This window comes from Nonomuraea sp. NPDC001699, from assembly GCF_053596455.1.
Genome location: NZ_JBSFGF010000006.1, coordinates 452,953 through 469,620, shown reverse-complemented (window position 1 = coordinate 469,620; position 16,668 = coordinate 452,953). Strand labels below are relative to the sequence as shown.

The window sequence follows — 16,668 nt, the reverse complement described above, 5'->3', positions numbered from 1 at the left end:
AGGCCCGGGGTCAGGCCCGGGGTCAGGTCAGGGCGCGGTCGGCCGGGCCGTCGTAGTGGTCCGGGCCCTGCATCGACAGGTCCAGCGGCTGGACCATGTCGGAGTTGGTGGAGGCCCGCCAGCCCTTCTCCCTGGTCATCTCCTCGATCGAGTGCGCGCACAACGACAACGACCTGCACACGATGAACATGGCCTTGAGCTGCAACGGCTCGTACCCCATGTCGAGGCCGACGCAGCCCATCGAGCCGGGGCCGTTGATCCAGATCCGGCGGCCGAAGACGTCCTCGGTGGCGTCCTCCATCGCGCGGGCGATGCGGACGTACCGGCCGGTGACGCCCAGTTCGTCCGACAGCTCCAGCAGGCGGGCGGTACGCGGGTCGCGGATGTGCTGGGCGTGGTGGAACCCGGGCATGCGCTCGCGGCGTTCGCGCATCTCGGCCACGACCTTGGCGGCGGCCTCCTGGTCGCTCAGCCCGTCGCGCTCGGCCCGCTGCCCGACCGCGAGGAACAGCTCGGCGGGCCGGTCGGCGGTGCCGTGCAGGCGGCCGATGCCGGCGACGCCCGCCGCGACGGCCGCGTTCAGCTCGGCGCCGCCGGAGGTGGCGAAGCGCACGGTGGCCGAGGACGGCGACATGGCGTGCTCGGCCATGTTCACCAGGATCGCCTCGGTCATCCGGCCCACCTCGGGGGTCGGCAGCTCGCCGCGCAGCACCAGGTGGAAGTGCTCGGCGAAGGAGATGTTGCCGGTCAGCTCGTTCACGTCGTACCCGCGCACGACGATCCGGTCCTTGTTCTTCCAGGCGATCGCCGTCTCCCAGGCGAACGGCTTCTTGTCGGTCAACGGGCTTTCCTTTCAGGGAAGTACACGCACGCCGGGTCGATCTCCTCGCGCAGCAGGCGGAGGTCCTCGGGGTCCGGCGGCACCACAATTTCCAACGAATCCCGAAATTTCGGGGTAAAGCCGGTGTTTTCTAGTACGTCCGCAACACTCGCCCCCGGCATGAGGGCCGTCACGGTCAGCGCCGAGTCCTCGGCCTCCATCACGCACAGGTCGGTGACGACCTTGACACGCAACGGCCCGAGCCCGGCCTTGGCCCGCTCCCCCGGCCCGCCCAGGAACCCCGGGCTGGTGACGTAGTCGCAGCGGGCGGGGAAGCGCCGCCTCTCGTGGTCGGTCAGGATCACCACCTGCCGGCAGTGGCTGGCGATGTCGTTGGCCCCGCCGCTGCCGGGCAGGCGCACCCGTGAGCCGTCCGGTCTCGGGACCCAGGTGGAGTTGATGTTGGCGTACTCGTCCACCTGGGCCCCGCCGAGGAAGCCCGTACGGACCAGCCCGCGCTGGACCAGCCCGCCCAGCGCCTCGAACAACGACCCGTGCCGCGCGGCGCCGTGCATCAGCCGCGGATCGACCACGGACACCGGCGTCGGCACGACCTTCGGGAACATCACCCCCGACTCGATGACGAGCTTGGCCTCCGGCGCGTGGGTGCGCTGGGCGAGCGTGGCGGCCAGCAGCGGCAGGCCGGTGCCGACGATCACCAGGTCGCCGTCGCGGATCTGCCGGGCGCCCTCGACGACCAGCAGTTCCCTCGGCAGGGCGGCCCACTCCCCGGACGCGCTCACACCAGCCTCCTCATCTGCTCGGTCAGCCCGTCCCGGAGCGTGCCCGCCGGGTCGCGGGCCTGGAGGTGATCGTCGAAGGACGCGCCCAGGTTGGCCCCGATCCACTCGCGCAGCTCGGCGTCCCCGGCCCGGCCCAGCACCTGGTACTCCTTGATCTCCGGCTCGGCGAAGTCGTACTCGCGGTAGACGGAGGTCGGGAAGGCGCCGAAGGGCTGGTGGACGACCGCGGTCACGTACGCCTCCGGGATCGTGACCCGCTCGGGCCGGTCGGCGAACGCCCCGGCGGGCAGCACCTCCTCGGCCGACACGATCGTGGCGCGGGCCGCCCGGACCATGTCCACCTCATGGGATGTAACGCCCTCGATCACGACATTTCCAGAAAGGTCGGCGCGGTTCGCGTGGATGATCGCCACGTCGGGCGTCATCGCCCGCAGCAGCACCACCGGCTGCCCCGTCCACGGATCGGCCGACTCCACCGCCACGCCCTCCGACACCAGGTCGGCGAGCAGGTCGGTGCCGAGCAGGCTGCGCGTCGGCAGGAAGGGCACCCCGATGGCCCCCGCCGCGAAGCGGGTGGCCATCGCCAGGTGCGAATGGTCGCCGACGCCGACCTCGCCGCGCTCGACGGCCCGGCGCCAGGCGAACAGCGTGCCGTAGCGCTCCAGGTTGCCGGTGCCCTGCTCGGTGCGGACCACCAGGCCCGCCGCGACCAGCATGTCGAGCGGCAGCGACAGGTTGCAGCCGACCACGGTCAGCCCGCCGATCCCCTGCCTGATCACCTCGTGCACCAGCGCCATCGGGCAGCGGTTGATGTTCTGGCCGCCCATCCCGACGACGGCCCCGGCGGGGACGTGCCGGGCGACGGCCTCGGCGGCCGTCAGTAACTTATGCACGCCGACCGCCACTCGGTGTAGAAGTCCCAGACCTGCGGCGAGCACTCGGGCGGGCCGAACTGCGACAACTTGGCGCCCATGTGGGGCAGGTGCGCGTACGCGCCGACGCCCGGCCGGTTGACGTGCAGCATGCCCGCCTCGAAGCGGTCCAGGGCCTCGAAGATGGTCGCCGGGTCCTGGGTGAAGATCGTGCCGCTCATGCCGTACCGGACCGAGTTGGAGATGCACATGGCGTCGTCGAAGCCGTCGCAGTCCACCACGGACAACACCGGGCCGAAGATCTCCTCCTGGGCGATCTCGCTGTCCCAGGGCACGTCGCGCAGCACGGTCGGCTGCACGTAGCAGCCCTCGGGCACGCCCTCGGTGTGCCGCTCGCCGCCGATGGCGACCTTGGCGCCGGACTCCTGCGCGGCCTTGACCGCGTCCAGGCAGGCGCGCATGCGGGCCTCGTTCACGACCGGGCCGATCGTGGCCTCGTCCGACAGGCCGGGGCCCACCTTGAGCCCGGCCACCTCGGCGACCAGCCGCGACAGGAACTCCTCCTTGACGGAACGGTCGACGATCACCCTGGACGTGGCGCTGCACCGCTGTCCCGACTGCCCGAACGCGCCGAACACGGTGGCCTTGACCGCCTTGTCCAGGTCCGCGTCCGCGAGCACCAGGACCGCGTTCTTGCCGCCCAGTTCGAGCTGGGTGCGCAGCAGCCGGGGCGCTCCGGCCTGGTGGATGGCCAGGCCCACGGGCAGCGAGCCGGTGAAGCTGATCCCGGCCACGCGCGGGTGCGTCACCAGCGCCTCGCCCGCCGCGATGTCGCCCTGCACGAGGTTGAGCACCCCAGCGGGCACGCCCGCGTCCACGAACGCCTCCACCAGCAGCGCGGAGGTCAGCGGCGTGAACGGCGACGGCTTGAGCACCGCCGCGCACCCGGCCAGCAGCGCGGGCGCGACCTTCCACATGGGGATGGCGAGGGGGAAGTTCCACGGCGTCACCAGGCCGACCACGCCGATCGGCGCTCGGAAGGTGTAGGAGAACGTGCGCGGCTCCTCGGCGGGCAGCGTCTCGCCCTTCAGCCTGCGCCCCTCGCCCGCGGTGAAGTCGAGGATGGCCAGGGCCCGCCTGACCTCGCCGCGGGCCTCCTTGATGAGCTTGCCCTGCTCGCGGGTGATCGCCTGGGCGAAGTCCTCGGCCCGCTCCTCGATCAGGCGCTCGGCGGCGCGCAGGAACTCGGCGCGCTTGATCGGCCCGAGCCCCTTCCACTCCGGCATCGCCGCGGCGGCGGCCTCCACGGCCAGCTCGACGTCCGCGCCACCGGACTCGGCGAAGTCCCCGATGTGGTCGGAGAGGTCGCCGGGGTTGATGTTCGGCCGGGTCTGCCCGCTCTCGGGGGCACGCCATTCGCCGCCGATGTGGTTGAGCAGGTAGCGACTCGGGATCGTCGCCATCGGGTTCCTTTCCGGTCAACTTCTAGTAGGGCAAAGCCTCATGGCCAGGGATGTTCCGGACAAGGGGGATTAGACCGATGCCCCCGATAGGCAGCCGTTATATGAGTCTGCCTATAGCGGCGATAGGCAAATCACACGTTGGCCGGACCGTTCCGCTGCACTAGACATGCCGGGAAAAGACCTGCTCACGGCACTTGTCGAATTTACCGGGAATTAACCGAGGGTCCATATGAAGCATCGCACATGGGCGGTAATTGCCGCCTCATCCCTTTTCGCCCTCACCGCGTGCGGCAGTTCGGCCGGCGCCGGTGAATACGACTGGTCCGCCGCCCCGGACACCGGCAAGATCGCCGCCCAGGGCAAGGACCTGCCGACCTACGGCCTGGCCCCCGACTGGGCCAACTACGGCGAGGTCGTCAAGACGTTCTGCGCCAAGTACCAGGGCGCCTGCGCCCACAAGGACACCGACATGTCCTCCTCGGAGGAGATCGTCAAGTTCGACGCCGAGAAGGACAACCCGATCGGCACGGCCAGCGACATCGGCCTGATGTGGGGGCCGGTGGCCGAGGCCAAGGGCGTGGTGCCGGCGTACCTGCCGCCGTCGGCGGGCAAGCTCAAGGACTGGCAGAAGGGCAAGGGCGGCTGGGTCGCCACGTTCGTGGGCGCGCCCGCGTTCGTCGTCAACACCGACAAGGTGAGCAACCCGCCCAAGAGCTGGCAGGACCTGCTCAAGCCCGAGTACAAGGGCCAGATCGCCATCAAGAACCCGGCCTCGTCGGGCACCGGCCAGGCCATGGTCGTCGCCGCCGCGGTCGCCAACGGCGGCTCGGTGGACGACCTGACCCCCGCCTACACCTACTTCAAGAAGCTCAAGGACGCCGGCAACCTCAGCGACGTCAAGATGAGCGAGGAGACCCTGGAGAAGGGCGAGGCCCCCATCCAGATCAACTACGACTTCAACGGCCTGGCCCAGAAGTCCGCCCTGAAGGCCAAGAACGTCAACGTGGACGTGGTCATCCCCTCCGACGGCTCGGTCTGGTCGCCGTCCGGGATGATGATCAACAAGTACAACACCGCCAAGGGCGACTTCCTCAAGGGCCTGCTCGACTACGTGCTCTCCGACGAGGCCCAGACGCTGTTCGCCAAGTTCGGCGCCCGGCCGATCCGCGCGCTCAACGGCGACCTCCAGCTCCCCGCCGACGCCAAGGCCAACTGGCTGCCCGAGGAGTCGTACGCGCCGGTCAAGGAGATCGAGATCACGAAGGTCAATCCGGAGCAGATCGTCGCCGACTGGGAGGCGAAGGTCCTCGCGTGACGTCCCACATCACGGAGTCCGTGGCGGCTCCACCGGCCGCCGCGCGCCGCAGGACCCCGGGCAAGCTGTTCACCGCCTGGGGCCCGGCCCTGCCGCTGCTGCTGTTCACCCTGGCCACCCTGGTCCTGCCGGCGCTGCGGCTGCTGCACGACACCTTCGCCCTGCCCGACGGGAGCTACGGCTTCGACCACATCGTCAAGGTGGCCGGGAACCCGGTGGACCGCCAGGCCATCGGCGGCTCGCTCGCGCTCGGCCTGACCCAGGCCACGCTGGCCACCGCGCTCGGCGCGCCCGCCGCCTGGCTCATCACCCGGATGCGCCTCGGCGGCCGGGCCTTCTGGCTGTCGCTGATGAACGTCGCCTCGAACTTCGCCGGCATCGGCCTGGCCTTCGGCTTCGTCGCGCTGATCGGCTCGACCGGCATGCTGACGCTCGTGCTCAAGGGCCTGTTCGGGATCGAGGACAACCCGTTCCCCTCGCTCGGCTCCTTCAACGGCATGAACGTCGTCTACCTGTACTTCAACATCCCGATGTTCGTGCTGCTCACCCTGCCCGCGCTGAGCGTGCTCAAGGACGACTGGCAGGAGGCCGCCGCGGTCTGCCACGCCACCAGATGGCAGTTCTGGCGGTACGTCGGCCTGCCCGTACTCTCCCCGTTCGTGATCGCGGGCTGGCTGCTCGTCTTCACCTGGACGATCGGCGTCTACGCCGTCGCGTACGCCATCGGCTCCTCCCCCAGCGCGACCAAGCTCATCACCCTGCAGATCGGCACCACGCTGGAGTCCTCGGTGTTCGGCCTCGGCCGCGCCGCCGTGCTGTCGGTGCTGCTGATGATCCTGGCCATCGGGGCGACCCTGCTCTACCGGCTTTCGCTGAGGCGCGCTGCGAGGTGGCTGTGAGACGCCGCGTCTTCCTCGGCCTGCTCGCCGTCTACTTCGGGCTGCCGCTGCTGGCCGCCCTGCTGTACTCCGTGGCCACCCGCTGGACCGACACGCCGCTGCCCGACGGCTACACCCTGGCCCACTGGACCGGCGTGTTCGCCAAGCCGGACGTCATGGCCGCGCTCGGCCGCTCGCTCGTGCTCTCGGCGGTCGTCGTGGTGATCGAGATCGTGCTCGTCGTGCCGGCCGCGTACTGGTCGGTCGTGCACAACCCGCGCATCGGGTCGATCGTCCAGACGATCTCGGTGATCCCGTTCGCCATCCCGTGGGTGGTCGTCGGCGCGGGCCTCCAGCTCGTCACCAAGTCGGTCGCGCCCGAGCTGTTCGGCACCTTCTGGCTGCTGGCCGCCGCGACCGCGGCGATCGCGTTCCCGTTCATGTACCGGGCGGTGGAGAGCTCGCTGCTCGCGGCGGGGGCCGTGCGGCTCAGCGAGGCAGCCGCCACGTGCGGCGCCGGGCCCGCCGCCACCCTGATCAGGGTGATCCTCCCGGCGATCCGCGGTGGCGTGGTCTCCGGCGCGCTGCTGGTCATCGCGACCGCCATGAACGAGTTCGCGCTCGCCAAGATCCTCACCGGCGTCAGCTACGAGACGCTGCCGCTCTGGTCGGCCAGGCAGTTCGTCTCCCGGACGCTCGGCGACCCCAACGCGCTGGCCGTCGTCACCATCTTCACCTTCGGCCTGCTGTTCGCGCTGTCCGCGCTGGTCGTCTGGCTCGGCCGCGGCCGGGTGAGCGCGTCCATGGCCACCGCTCCGGTCCAGAAGGGCACCACTCCATGAGCCACGTCGTACTCGACCGCATCACCAAGCGCTACGCCGGCCACACCGCGCTCAACGGCGTGAGCGTCAGCGTCGAGCAGGGTGAGATGCTGGCCCTGCTCGGGCCGTCCGGCTGCGGCAAGACCACGCTGCTGCGCTGCATCGCGGGCCTGACCGGGTTCGACGGCGGGCGGCTGACGATCGGCGGCGCCGACATGGCGGGCGTGCCGGTGCGCAAGCGGCCCATCGGCATGGTCTTCCAGTCGTACGCGCTGTTCCCCAACCTCACCGTACGCGGCAACGTCGCCTTCCCCCTGACCGTCAGGAAGCGGCCGAAGGAGGAGGTCAGGGCCCGCGTGGACGAGATGCTCGACCTCGTCGGGCTCGACCATCTCGGCGACCGCCTGCCGAACCAGCTCTCCGGCGGCCAGCAGCAGCGCGTCGCCCTGGCCCGCGCGCTGTCCCCCCGCCCCGAGGTGCTGCTGCTGGACGAGCCCCTGTCCGCCCTGGACGCCCAGGTACGCCACCGCCTGCGCGACGAGGTCCGCCGCATCCAGCACCAGGTCGGCATCACCACCGTCTTCGTCACCCACGACCAGGCCGAGGCGCTGGCGATCTCCGACCGGGTCGCGGTGATGAACGCCGGCGACATCGAGCAGTGCGGGCCGCCCGCCGAGATCTACACCGCCCCCTCCACCCGTTTCGCCGCTGGCTTCGTCGGCAACCGCAACACCCTCGAACTCGACGCGGTGGAGGGCCGGGTCACCGCGGGCGGCGCGTTCGACGTCGAGGCGCCCGCCCCCCGCGTCCTGTGCATGTTCCGCCCCGAGGACGTCGAGCTGGCCAAGGACGGCCCGGGGGCTCGGGCGGTCGTGGACGTGACGGTGTTCCTGGGCGCGACCACCCGCGTGTACGCCCAGGCGGGCCCTTCGGTGATCTTCGCCGACCTGCCGTCCAGGGCCGCCGCCGGCCTGTCCCCCGGCGACGAGGTGCGCCTGCGGGTCGCCGCCGACCACGTCCAGGTGTTCCCCGCCTGACCGCTCCCAGTCGTCAGCCGCCGAGGCCGAACCAGAGCACGGCGAACACGCCGCACGGCAGGGCGGCCAGGGTCAGCGCGATCAGCACCCGCCAGCGCGGCGCGAGCCCCGGCCCGGTCACGAACGCCGCGACGGCTCCCGCCCCGGCGAAGACGACCGCGGCGCCCACGGCGTGCGCGGCGGTGGACGGCCACGACGGCAGCAGCTTCCCGGTGGCCCAGAACGCCACCGCCGCCCCGGCGGCCACCAGGGCCGCCCGCGGCGCGGGCCGCACGTCCACGCGGTCCAGCACGTACGCGGCCCCGGCCAGCATGACCAGGCTGATCGCCAGGAGGAGGCCGAGGGCCGGGGCCAGGCAGTCCCAGTCAGCGCAGCCGACGCCCGCCCACGTCAGCCGGGCGGTGGCCCACCACAACACCCCCAGCGCCCCGCACACCCCCGCAGCTCGCCCAATACGCCCCGTCATCCATCAATCGTCCCACCGCCAGAAGGAACAGACCGCTGCCAGGTGAAACGGGCCGCTTGCCAGGTGAACCGGCCGCCCTCAGGAGGAACGCGTCACTGCCAGGCGAGCGGCCGTGGTCAGGAGGAACGCGCCGCTGCCAGGCGAAGCGGCCGTGGTCAGGAGGAGCGGGTCGCGCGGAGCTCGTCGGCTTCGGCCTCGGCGGTTCTGCCCAGGGCGCGCAGGGCGACGGCGCGGTTGGCGTACAGGTCGGGCTGCCGGTCCAGCTCGACGGCTCTGCTCAGATCCGCGACCGCGCCCTCGGCGTCGCCCGCGGCGTAACGCAGCACGCCCCGGTTCCCCCAGGCGGCGGCCAGCTCGGGAGCGCGTTCCAGGGCCAGGTCGAGGGCCGCCGCGGCCTCCTCGAAGCGGCCCGCCGCCGTCTCCAACTGGCCGAGCACGGTGAGCAGGTGCGGGTTCTCCGGCGCGCGGGCGAGCCCGGCCGTGACGTCGGCCCTGGCCTCCTCGTCCCGGTCCGCCGCCGCCAGCAGCCCGGCGCGGTTGACGTAGGCGTCCAGGTAGGCGGGGTCCAGCTCGATCACCGTGCCCAGGTCCGCCAGCGCCCCCGCCACGTCACCCCGCACGGTACGCAGCTCCGCCCGGTTGTAGTACGCCTCCGGCAGCGGCGGCCCGGCCCGCATGGCCCGTTCGTAGTCGGCCAGCGCCTCCTCGGTCAGCCCCAGCCCGAACAGCAGGTTCCCGCGCTCCAGATAGGTGTCGGGGAAGGCCGGGTCGATGGCGATGGCGGCGGTGTAGTCCTCCAGGGCCTCCTTGGGGTGGCCGAGCGCGGCGAGGAGCTGGGCCCGGTTGGCCAGCAGCACCATCCGGTGCACGGGGTGCCGGTCGCCCAGCTCGGCGGCCAGCTCGATGGCCGACTCCACCAGCGACAGCGCGGCTCGCGGCCGTCCGTTCCGCAGCTCGATCAGCGCCAGGCCGTTGCGGTCGAAGCCGAGTTTGAAGGCCCGTTCCAGGGGGTCGGGCAGCAGCCCCGCGATGGCGATGGCCTCGTTGATCCAGCGCCGGGCCCGGCCCAGGTCGCGCCGCGCGGGGTCGGGGTGGCGGGCGTCGAGCATGGCCGTCCCGTACGCGGCGGCGGCGTGCACGACCGGGTCCTGGCTGGCCGCGCGTACGTGGTCCCACAGCGCCCGCGCCTCCTGGACGCGGCCGAGGCCGCCGAGCGCGGTGGCGGTGCGCTGGGCGAAGCGCCACCACCGGGCCTCCCCCGGCTCCGTACGATCCAGGCCCCGCTCGCCCAGCTCGGCCGCGGCGTGCAGGAAGCCCTCGCGCATGCAACGGTCCACCAGGGGCCACAGCTCGTCGGCGGCACGCTCGTCGGGGGGCGGCTCGGGCCCGTCGGCGTACACCAGGACGGTGAGCGTGCCGGCCGGGACGCGCCGGGTCAGGACGTCCAGGAGTTCGGTGTCGGTCGGGTCGGCGTGCGCGCCGTTGCACACCGCGAGCGTCGAGCCCGGCGGCACGGCGGCCCGGACGAACTCGGCGATCCCGTTGGCCAGCCTCAGCGTCCGGCGGGGCGCCGGCACCAGGATGCGCTCCTCGTCGGGCAGCCCCGCGTCGATGGTCATGCGCCGGGCGGGCACCTGAGCGGCCAGCTCGGGTGCGGCCGCCCGGATCTCGATGTCGTACGCCGCGACCAGCTCGGGCGGCGCGCCCGGCACCAGACGGCGCAGCAGGGCGGCGCCCACGGTGTAGGGGCCGCGCGGCCGGCGATGCGCGTCCATCACCGGCATCAGCAGCCGTACGGCCCCCCATCGGGCAGGTGGCCCGCCCTGGACGCTGAGGTGGGACCTGTCCCCGGTCACCCCTTGTGGATGACGCCTGCGGTCCCTGCGAGCCTCGCGGTGCCTGGCTTACGGACGACGATGCGCTTCATGACGTGCCTCTCCGATGGGTGTGATTTCCCATTATTCGGACACTCAACCGGATATCAAGATTTATAGGGAATAGGTGGTGGTTTAACGAATAAGTAGCACCTGGCTTTTGTGCGCGTCCCGCAGCCTATTGAGACCGAAACCAATGTTCGACCGCCGCGACCCGCGTCTGTTCCGATTCCTCCATCAACGTGCACAGGCACCGCCCGACCAGCGTGACGGACTGGCAGCAGCCGGGCCCCGGCAACTTCTTGGCGCGGACGATCGCGGTCGCCCGCTCGATCAGCCGCTCCAGGCTCGGCTCGCCGCCGCCCTTCAGCGCGTGCGCGTTCCACGGGCACGACTCGACGTCCCCGCACGCGCTCTTGGCGATGAACGGCGCCGGCCCCGGCTCCAAAGGCAGCCGTTCCTCACGCTTGACCCGCAGGTCGGCCAGCACCAGTGCGGCACGGCGGGAGACCGCCAGCAGGTCGCGCCTGCCCGGCTGGTCCACTTTTCCCTTGGCGGCCCTCTCGGGCAGGGCCAGCAGCATGGCCGCGGCCATGAGCCCGCCGCCCATCACCATGCTCCAGCCCACCTGCTCGTGGAACCAGATGACCGCGATGGCGGCCACCCAGAGGGGCTGCGAGGACATCATGATCGCGCTGGGCACCGCCGGCACGTGCTTCTGCCCGTACGAGCGGGCCAGGAAGCCCAGGGCGCACGACACCACGGCCAGATGGGCGAGGACCGCCCAGTCGGGCAGGCTGGACGGCAGCGTGATCCCGCCGCGCAACGCGAAGCCCCCGGTGAGCAGCCCGATGGTGAAGAGCTGGATCGTGGTCAGCGCGTACGCCTGGAAGCGCTCGCCCTTCTTGGACAGCTCGGCGAGCATGAGCGTGTGGGCCGAGTAGAGCGCCGCGGCCGAGAGCGTGACGCCGAGCGCGAGCAGCGAGACCTCGTGGTCCTCGACCCCGCGCAGCAGCGTGAACACGGTCATCCCGGCCATGGCGAGCACCACGCCCGCCCACACCCGCCGCGGCGCCCGGCTCCTGAACATCACCAGGGCCAGGACGGGCGTGATCACCACGCTGCACCCCACGGCGAACCCTGACACCGCGGAGGGCAGGCTGTGCAGCGCGAGCGCCTGAGCGGTCTGTCCGACACCGAACAGCAGCCCCAGCACGAGCCCGTTGACCCACGTCCTGCGCGACAGCCCCCGAAGGCAGCCAGGCCGGATGAGCAGCAGCGTCACCGCCGCGATGAGGTACCGCTCGGCCAGCAGGTCCTCGACAGGTAACCGGAGAATGAGGTCCTTCATCAGCGGGAACGCCGACCCCCAAGCGGCGCTGACGAACAACAGAAGCACGGCTCCCAAGAGGGGTCGGGGAGCGGGCACGACTGCCATGGAGCAGAGCATGCCACTACTAAGAGCATTCGCCAGGGCACGTGACGAAGCCGGTGAGGCTCCTGTTCCACTCGGAGTTAAGAGCCTCACTCGCAGGCCCGAAACATCCATACCGGCGTCGGCGAAAACTGTTCTTTCCTGCGGTTACTGCCTAGTAAGGCGAGGTTCTCACCATTCGCACGATGTGCCGGCGCGTACGCGGACCGTGCGGGCGAACCGATGCCGCACCCCGGGGCCGTCACTCTCCGCGAGCGCCGCGAGGCGGGATGGACACGCCTGAGCGTAAAAGCTCGCAGGAGCCCTGCGGGGACGGAAAGGGAGAACGAGCCAGGGCAAGCCAGGGCCCCAGGAGGGGATGGGGCGTGCCGCGGGGTCCGGAAGCGTCGGACCCTCGACGTGTGGGAGCTAGAGCTCCATGGCCGGCGCGCGCGCCAGCCGTTTCTCGCCGTAGATGACGACGAGGTCGCCCACCTGGCAGCGGGAGAGCTCACGCCAGCCCTGACGGGCGTAGAGCGCGAGGGCCGCCCCCTGGTTGAGCGTGGTGTCGCCGCGCAGGCTGCTGAAGCCGAGCTCCAAGGCGCGGTCTTCGAGGGCCGAGAGCATGGCGCCGCCGTAGCCGCGCCGCTGGAACTCGGGATGCACCCTGAGCCTGCACACCTCGGCGGTCTCCCGGTCGACGGGTTTCAGGCCGCCCATGGCGACCACCCGTGAGCCGGTCTCGCCGACGATGAAGTCACCTCCGCAGGCCAGGTAGATCTCCTGGATGCGGGGGAAGTCGTCGTCGTAGTAGACGCCGTCGCCGGGGTGGAGGCCCACCTCGGCGAGGCAGATCCGGTGTAGCGCGAGGATGGTGTCGAGATCGGACCAGCGGTACCGCCGGATCTTCAACGTCATCCACCGCTCCCTTCCTTCTGGGCCGACCTTCGACGCAACTCGGCGCTGAATTCGGCCAGCATGTGATGTTTGTCGACCTTTTTCATGATCGCCTGCTCCAGAGCGAGCGCCGGGCGGATGATGAGGTCCGTAAGGTATTCATCCCCCAAAGCACGCAAGGCTTTCGTACCGATTTGAAGGGCTTCGTCGACGTCGCCCTCCAGGAGGCGGCACTGGGCCTGGTCGAGCCTGATCAGGGTCTGGTCAAGGATGTGGTCCTCGTACTTGCCGAGCGCCTGGTCGAGCACCACCTCGGCCTCGATGGTCTGGCCGAGCTTGGTGAGCACGTCGCCCTGGTAGAAGTAGAGCTGTTTCTCGGTGTAGCCGAAGGCCATGTCCTCCTGCTCCTCGCTCTTCATGTGCGCGAAAGCGCTCCTGGCCCTGGCCAGCGCCCGTTTGGCCTGGTCGACCACCTCTTTCTTGCTGTCGGTGCCCGAGAGCATGGCCAGGGCCCGCGCCTCGACGACCGGCGCCATCGCCTGGGCCACGCACGGAACGGTGCCCGCCAGGTCACGGCTCTTCTTGGCGAGGTTGAGGGCTTCGCGGGCGTCGCCGTAGTAGAGGGGTACGAGCGACTCCCTGGCCGTGATCCACGCCCGCAGCGCACGGTCGCCGGTCTCGTCGGCGGCGATGCGGCCGGTGCGGAAGAACGACCGGGCCAGCCGGTGGTCGCCGAGATTGATCATCACCATGCCGCTCAGGCCGGCCAGCTGCGCGGCCATGCGGCACAGCCGGTCCTGAAGGTCGATCGGCTGCCGCTGGGACAGCGCCGTACGGACCGCGCTCAGCTCCAGCAGCACGTCGCACAGCAGCCGCAACGGGGGCGTCGTGGTGTACTGGCGGCCGAAGGCGAGCGTCGCCTCCTCCCACTGGTCGAGCATCCCGCCCGAGACGGTGGCCGAGACCAGCGTCTGGTCCATCCGCCGCCGGATGCCCTCGCACGCGCCCAGCATCGCCCCGTCGAACTGCTGCTTGAACGAGACGTCGGTGTCGAGCAGATTTAACAACGTGCGCCGCAGGATGTTCTCGTCCTCCTGGGCGTCGGCCTCGACGGTCACCGGTTGCAGGACCAGGTCGCGAGGGAGCGACGCCGACCCCATGCGCTGGGTGATCTCGGCGAGCGCGCCCGGCATGCGGTGGCCGTGGCCGCAGATGCAGGGGCCGTCGAAGCCGAGCTCGATGGGCTCTACCCGGTAGACCGTGCACAGGTAGTGCAGGTATTCGGGACCCGGGCGCTTGAGCCCGCTCTCGTACGCCGACAGCAACGTCTCGCCGATGCCCGGCGGCGCCTTGGCGTCGCGCTCGAACAACGCGCGCACCTGTTCGATCACGTCCGCGAGTGCGATGCCGTAGGACAGGCGGTGCGCTTTGATGCGGGTCGTGCTGAACTGTGGTGAGCACGCTTCGTGGATCTCTTCAGCTATCTGGGCGGAGGTGCGCCCGGTGGCAAGGCCCTTGGCCCTGACCCGCCGGGCTATCTCCGTTTCCCTGTGCTGCCTGCCGGACATCCCGGCCCCTCTCCCGATGTCTCGACCCGTCAAGACTGGTGACTCAGCGTAGCCCTCAGGTAGCTCTTCGCCTAGAGATGACTATGAGGCAGTGAGGACCGTTTGAAAACGTGCTCATCAAGCCTACGGTTAAGGATCGTCCTCCGAGGGGTCGTTTCTTACAACCCACGAGGGAATAGCCACTCCCTGTGATCACCACAGTGGCGTTGCGTGTGCTGTTGACTTGAGCCATGTTTGGCCCACCAGCAACGATTCCCAGGGAGGACGAGAAGGTGACGGACGACAAGAACGGACATCTGCAGCGCCTCGTATCCGAGCTCGGCGCTCGCGGTCTGCTCGCACGAGTGGTCCAGACCCAGAGCGGCCGGCAGTTCGTACGCGTCATCAACCCGAAGGCGACGAGCCTGTCCGAGAACGTCACCTGCCGCCCGGCGAACGCCTCGGACCTTCCCGACTGGTGGTACTGCTGGTCCTGGGGCGAACCCATGCACACGGCCGACGACCCGGCCGGTGCCGCGACCAAGGTCGCACGCGTGCTCGCCGCGGTGGGAGAGTGACGACGCGGTGATCCGGGTGGAGCGCAGCCACCACGGGTCACCGTCCCCACGGCGGCCTCGCGGGGCCGGCGGGACGATCGGTGCGGAGGGCGTCCGGGTTCCCGGGCCCCTGATCGTCCCGCCGGTTCCGGCCCTTTCGCGCGGGCGGGTGCCCGTGCGCGCAGGACAGCCCGGCGGGTGCCCCCGCCGGGTGCCGGGGGGATCACCTCCCCCCTTGGAACCGGAACGGGACACGCTTCCGGGTGCGTGGCCCGTCCGAGCCGTCCGTCATCGGAGCGTCCGGTCTCTCCCTCCGCGGCCCAGAGACCTGGCGACCCCGTCTTCCCCGGCGTGATGTGACGGCGGCCGGTTCGGTCAGCGGTATTTTTAGATCCAATTGGACTGATTTGCCGCTGACCGAACCGCTTCCTGAGGGGGAATCCACCCAGTGTTCCTGTTGGTGACATCGGGGCCATCACCGACGCCCGCGCCGACGGAGTCGTCGCTCGTGCAGGACTTGGACAAAGTGAGCTCGCAGATGGCGCAAGCCTGTCAAGGTGACACAGTGATCTGTGGTCCCCTGGTCGACTGGCTGGGCAACGTATCGTGGGCGCCGTTGCTGGCGAGCTTGATCACCATCGTCCTGATCCTGGTCTTCGGGTTCGTCGTGCGGAACATCTCGCACCGTGTGATCACGAAGGTGGTGACCCGGGCGGCCACCGGCGGCTCGCTCGCCAACAGGTTCCGCCGCAACGCCGCCACCGACGGCATCGACGCGCTGCTGCACGAGCGCCGCAAGCAGCGGGCCGAGACCATGGGCTCGGTGCTCAAGCACATCGCCTCCATCGTCGTCCTCGGCACCGCCATCCTGACCGTGCTCGACCGGCTGACGATCCCCATCGCTCCCCTGCTGACCAGCGTCGGCATCCTGGGCGTCGCGATCGGCTTCGGCGCCCAGGAGCTGGTGAAGGACTTCATCGCCGGCATGTTCATGCTGCTGGAGGACCAGTACGGCGTGGGCGACGTGATCGACGCGGGCGCCGCCGTCGGCACCGTCGAGGCGGTCACCCTGCGCGTCACCCGGCTGCGCGACGCCGACGGCCGCGTCTGGTACGTGCGCAACGGCACGATCACCCGCGTCGGCAACGAGTCGCAGGGCTGGTCGCGGGCCTACTTCGACGTCCCGGTGGCCTACGACGCCGACATCACCGCCGTACGCGCGGTGCTGGAGATCGTGGCCGAGGAGATCTGGGCCGACCCCGAGTTCCGCGAGAGCGTGATCGTGGAGCAGCCTCAGGTGTACGGCGTGGAGCAGCTCTCCGACAGCGCCCTGGTGTTCCGCATCACCGCCAAAACGCTGCCCTCCCACCAGGCCGAGGTCGCCCGGGAGATCCGGCTCAGGGTGAAGTCCGCCCTCGACTCGGCCGGCATCCCCATGGTCGCCCACGCATAGGCGCCGCCCCTGCCACCTGCGGTTGGCCGCCGAACGCGGCCGACCGTAGGCTGAGAGCGTGACTGAGACCTCCTTCTACGACGCCGTAGGCGGCGAGGAGACCTTCCGCCGCCTTGTCCACCGTTTCTACGAAGGTGTCGCGGAAGACCCGCTGCTGCGGCCGCTCTACCCCGAGCCCGACCTGACGGGCGCCGAAGACCGGCTGCGTGGATTCCTGATCCAGTATTGGGGCGGCCCCAACACCTACAGCCAGGAGCGCGGCCATCCCCGGCTGCGCATGCGCCATGTGCCGTTCGTGATCGGGGAGGCCGAGCGCGACGCCTGGCTGCGGCACATGCGTGACGCGGTCGACTCGCTCGACCTGCCCGAGGAGCAGGCGACCCGACTTTGGGACTATCTGGTGTACGCGGCCCAGAGCTTGGTGAACTCGCCGACATAACGGGCATGACGC

General features: G+C 70.5%; 16 protein-coding genes. 7 read left to right on the top strand and 9 right to left on the bottom strand.

From position 1 onward, the window contains the following. Window positions 1-22: 22 nt before the first annotated feature. Genes ACWCSU_RS21465 through ACWCSU_RS21450 form a run of 4 tightly spaced genes read right to left on the bottom strand, consistent with a single transcriptional unit; the run spans window position 23 to window position 3,958 of the window. Window positions 23-841: a citrate/2-methylcitrate synthase gene (locus ACWCSU_RS21465; RefSeq protein WP_449936963.1), complete on the bottom strand. Its 819-nt coding sequence runs from the start codon at window positions 839-841 to the stop codon at window positions 23-25. Then, window positions 838-1,623: a CoA-transferase subunit beta gene (locus ACWCSU_RS21460; RefSeq protein WP_364092299.1), complete on the bottom strand. Its 786-nt coding sequence runs from the start codon at window positions 1,621-1,623 to the stop codon at window positions 838-840. Before ACWCSU_RS21460 ends, ACWCSU_RS21465 begins: the two co-directional genes overlap by 4 nt. Then, window positions 1,620-2,516, bottom strand: a complete 897-nt coding sequence (locus tag ACWCSU_RS21455) for a CoA transferase subunit A (protein WP_449936961.1) — start codon at window positions 2,514-2,516, stop codon at window positions 1,620-1,622. Before ACWCSU_RS21455 ends, ACWCSU_RS21460 begins: the two co-directional genes overlap by 4 nt. Continuing rightward, a complete protein-coding gene (locus ACWCSU_RS21450) occupies window positions 2,501-3,958 on the bottom strand; it encodes an aldehyde dehydrogenase family protein (protein ID WP_449936958.1) in 1,458 nt (485 codons plus the stop codon). Before ACWCSU_RS21450 ends, ACWCSU_RS21455 begins: the two co-directional genes overlap by 16 nt. A 229-nt stretch (window positions 3,959-4,187) precedes the next feature. Here ACWCSU_RS21450 and ACWCSU_RS21445 point away from each other — a divergent pair, with 229 nt between their 5' ends. The 4 genes from ACWCSU_RS21445 to ACWCSU_RS21430 are packed head-to-tail and all read left to right on the top strand — an operon-like array spanning window position 4,188 to window position 8,009. Then, the gene (locus ACWCSU_RS21445; RefSeq protein WP_449936956.1) at window positions 4,188-5,273 is read left to right on the top strand and encodes an extracellular solute-binding protein; all 1,086 of its coding nucleotides are present in this window, start codon (window positions 4,188-4,190) and stop codon (window positions 5,271-5,273) included. Next, window positions 5,270-6,172, top strand: a complete 903-nt coding sequence (locus ACWCSU_RS21440; RefSeq protein ID WP_449936953.1) for an ABC transporter permease — start codon at window positions 5,270-5,272, stop codon at window positions 6,170-6,172. The genes ACWCSU_RS21445 and ACWCSU_RS21440 overlap by 4 nt, the downstream gene beginning before the upstream one ends. Continuing rightward, window positions 6,169-6,993, top strand: coding sequence for an ABC transporter permease (locus ACWCSU_RS21435; RefSeq protein ID WP_357705151.1), 825 nt, complete (start codon window positions 6,169-6,171; stop codon window positions 6,991-6,993). The genes ACWCSU_RS21440 and ACWCSU_RS21435 overlap by 4 nt, the downstream gene beginning before the upstream one ends. Further along, complete coding sequence (locus ACWCSU_RS21430) at window positions 6,990-8,009, top strand: ABC transporter ATP-binding protein (protein ID WP_449936951.1); 1,020 nt, start codon at window positions 6,990-6,992, stop codon at window positions 8,007-8,009. Before ACWCSU_RS21435 ends, ACWCSU_RS21430 begins: the two co-directional genes overlap by 4 nt. Before the next feature lie 13 nt (window positions 8,010-8,022). Here ACWCSU_RS21430 and ACWCSU_RS21425 read toward each other — a convergent pair whose 3' ends face one another. The 5 genes from ACWCSU_RS21425 to ACWCSU_RS21405 all read right to left on the bottom strand — a co-directional run bounded on the left by ACWCSU_RS21425 (window position 8,023) and on the right by ACWCSU_RS21405 (window position 14,228). Then, window positions 8,023-8,475, bottom strand: coding sequence for a hypothetical protein (locus ACWCSU_RS21425; protein WP_449936949.1), 453 nt, complete (start codon window positions 8,473-8,475; stop codon window positions 8,023-8,025). Window positions 8,476-8,630: 155 nt separating this feature from the next. Next, window positions 8,631-10,331, bottom strand: a complete 1,701-nt coding sequence (locus tag ACWCSU_RS21420) for a tetratricopeptide repeat protein (protein ID WP_449936947.1) — start codon at window positions 10,329-10,331, stop codon at window positions 8,631-8,633. A 196-nt stretch (window positions 10,332-10,527) separates the two neighbouring features. Next, entirely contained in the window at window positions 10,528-11,748 is a 1,221-nt protein-coding gene (locus ACWCSU_RS21415) for a DMT family transporter (protein ID WP_449936945.1), read from the bottom strand. A gap of 444 nt (window positions 11,749-12,192) precedes the next feature. Then, on the bottom strand, window positions 12,193-12,681 hold the full coding sequence (locus tag ACWCSU_RS21410; protein WP_357705141.1) for a GNAT family N-acetyltransferase: 489 nt from the start codon (window positions 12,679-12,681) through the stop codon (window positions 12,193-12,195). Further along, window positions 12,678-14,228 carry an XRE family transcriptional regulator gene (locus ACWCSU_RS21405; protein WP_364092276.1) on the bottom strand — a complete coding sequence of 517 codons (1,551 nt, stop codon included), beginning with the start codon at window positions 14,226-14,228 and terminating at the stop codon, window positions 12,678-12,680. Before ACWCSU_RS21405 ends, ACWCSU_RS21410 begins: the two co-directional genes overlap by 4 nt. A 272-nt stretch (window positions 14,229-14,500) precedes the next feature. Here ACWCSU_RS21405 and ACWCSU_RS21400 point away from each other — a divergent pair, with 272 nt between their 5' ends. The 3 genes from ACWCSU_RS21400 to ACWCSU_RS21390 all read left to right on the top strand — a co-directional run bounded on the left by ACWCSU_RS21400 (window position 14,501) and on the right by ACWCSU_RS21390 (window position 16,656). After that, complete coding sequence (locus ACWCSU_RS21400) at window positions 14,501-14,785, top strand: hypothetical protein (protein WP_357705137.1); 285 nt, start codon at window positions 14,501-14,503, stop codon at window positions 14,783-14,785. Between the two features lie 544 nt (window positions 14,786-15,329). After that, window positions 15,330-16,217, top strand: a complete 888-nt coding sequence (locus ACWCSU_RS21395) for a mechanosensitive ion channel family protein (protein WP_449936941.1) — start codon at window positions 15,330-15,332, stop codon at window positions 16,215-16,217. A 58-nt stretch (window positions 16,218-16,275) separates the two neighbouring features. Further along, entirely contained in the window at window positions 16,276-16,656 is a 381-nt protein-coding gene (locus tag ACWCSU_RS21390; protein WP_185844744.1) for a globin, read from the top strand. Window positions 16,657-16,668: the final 12 nt, after the last annotated feature.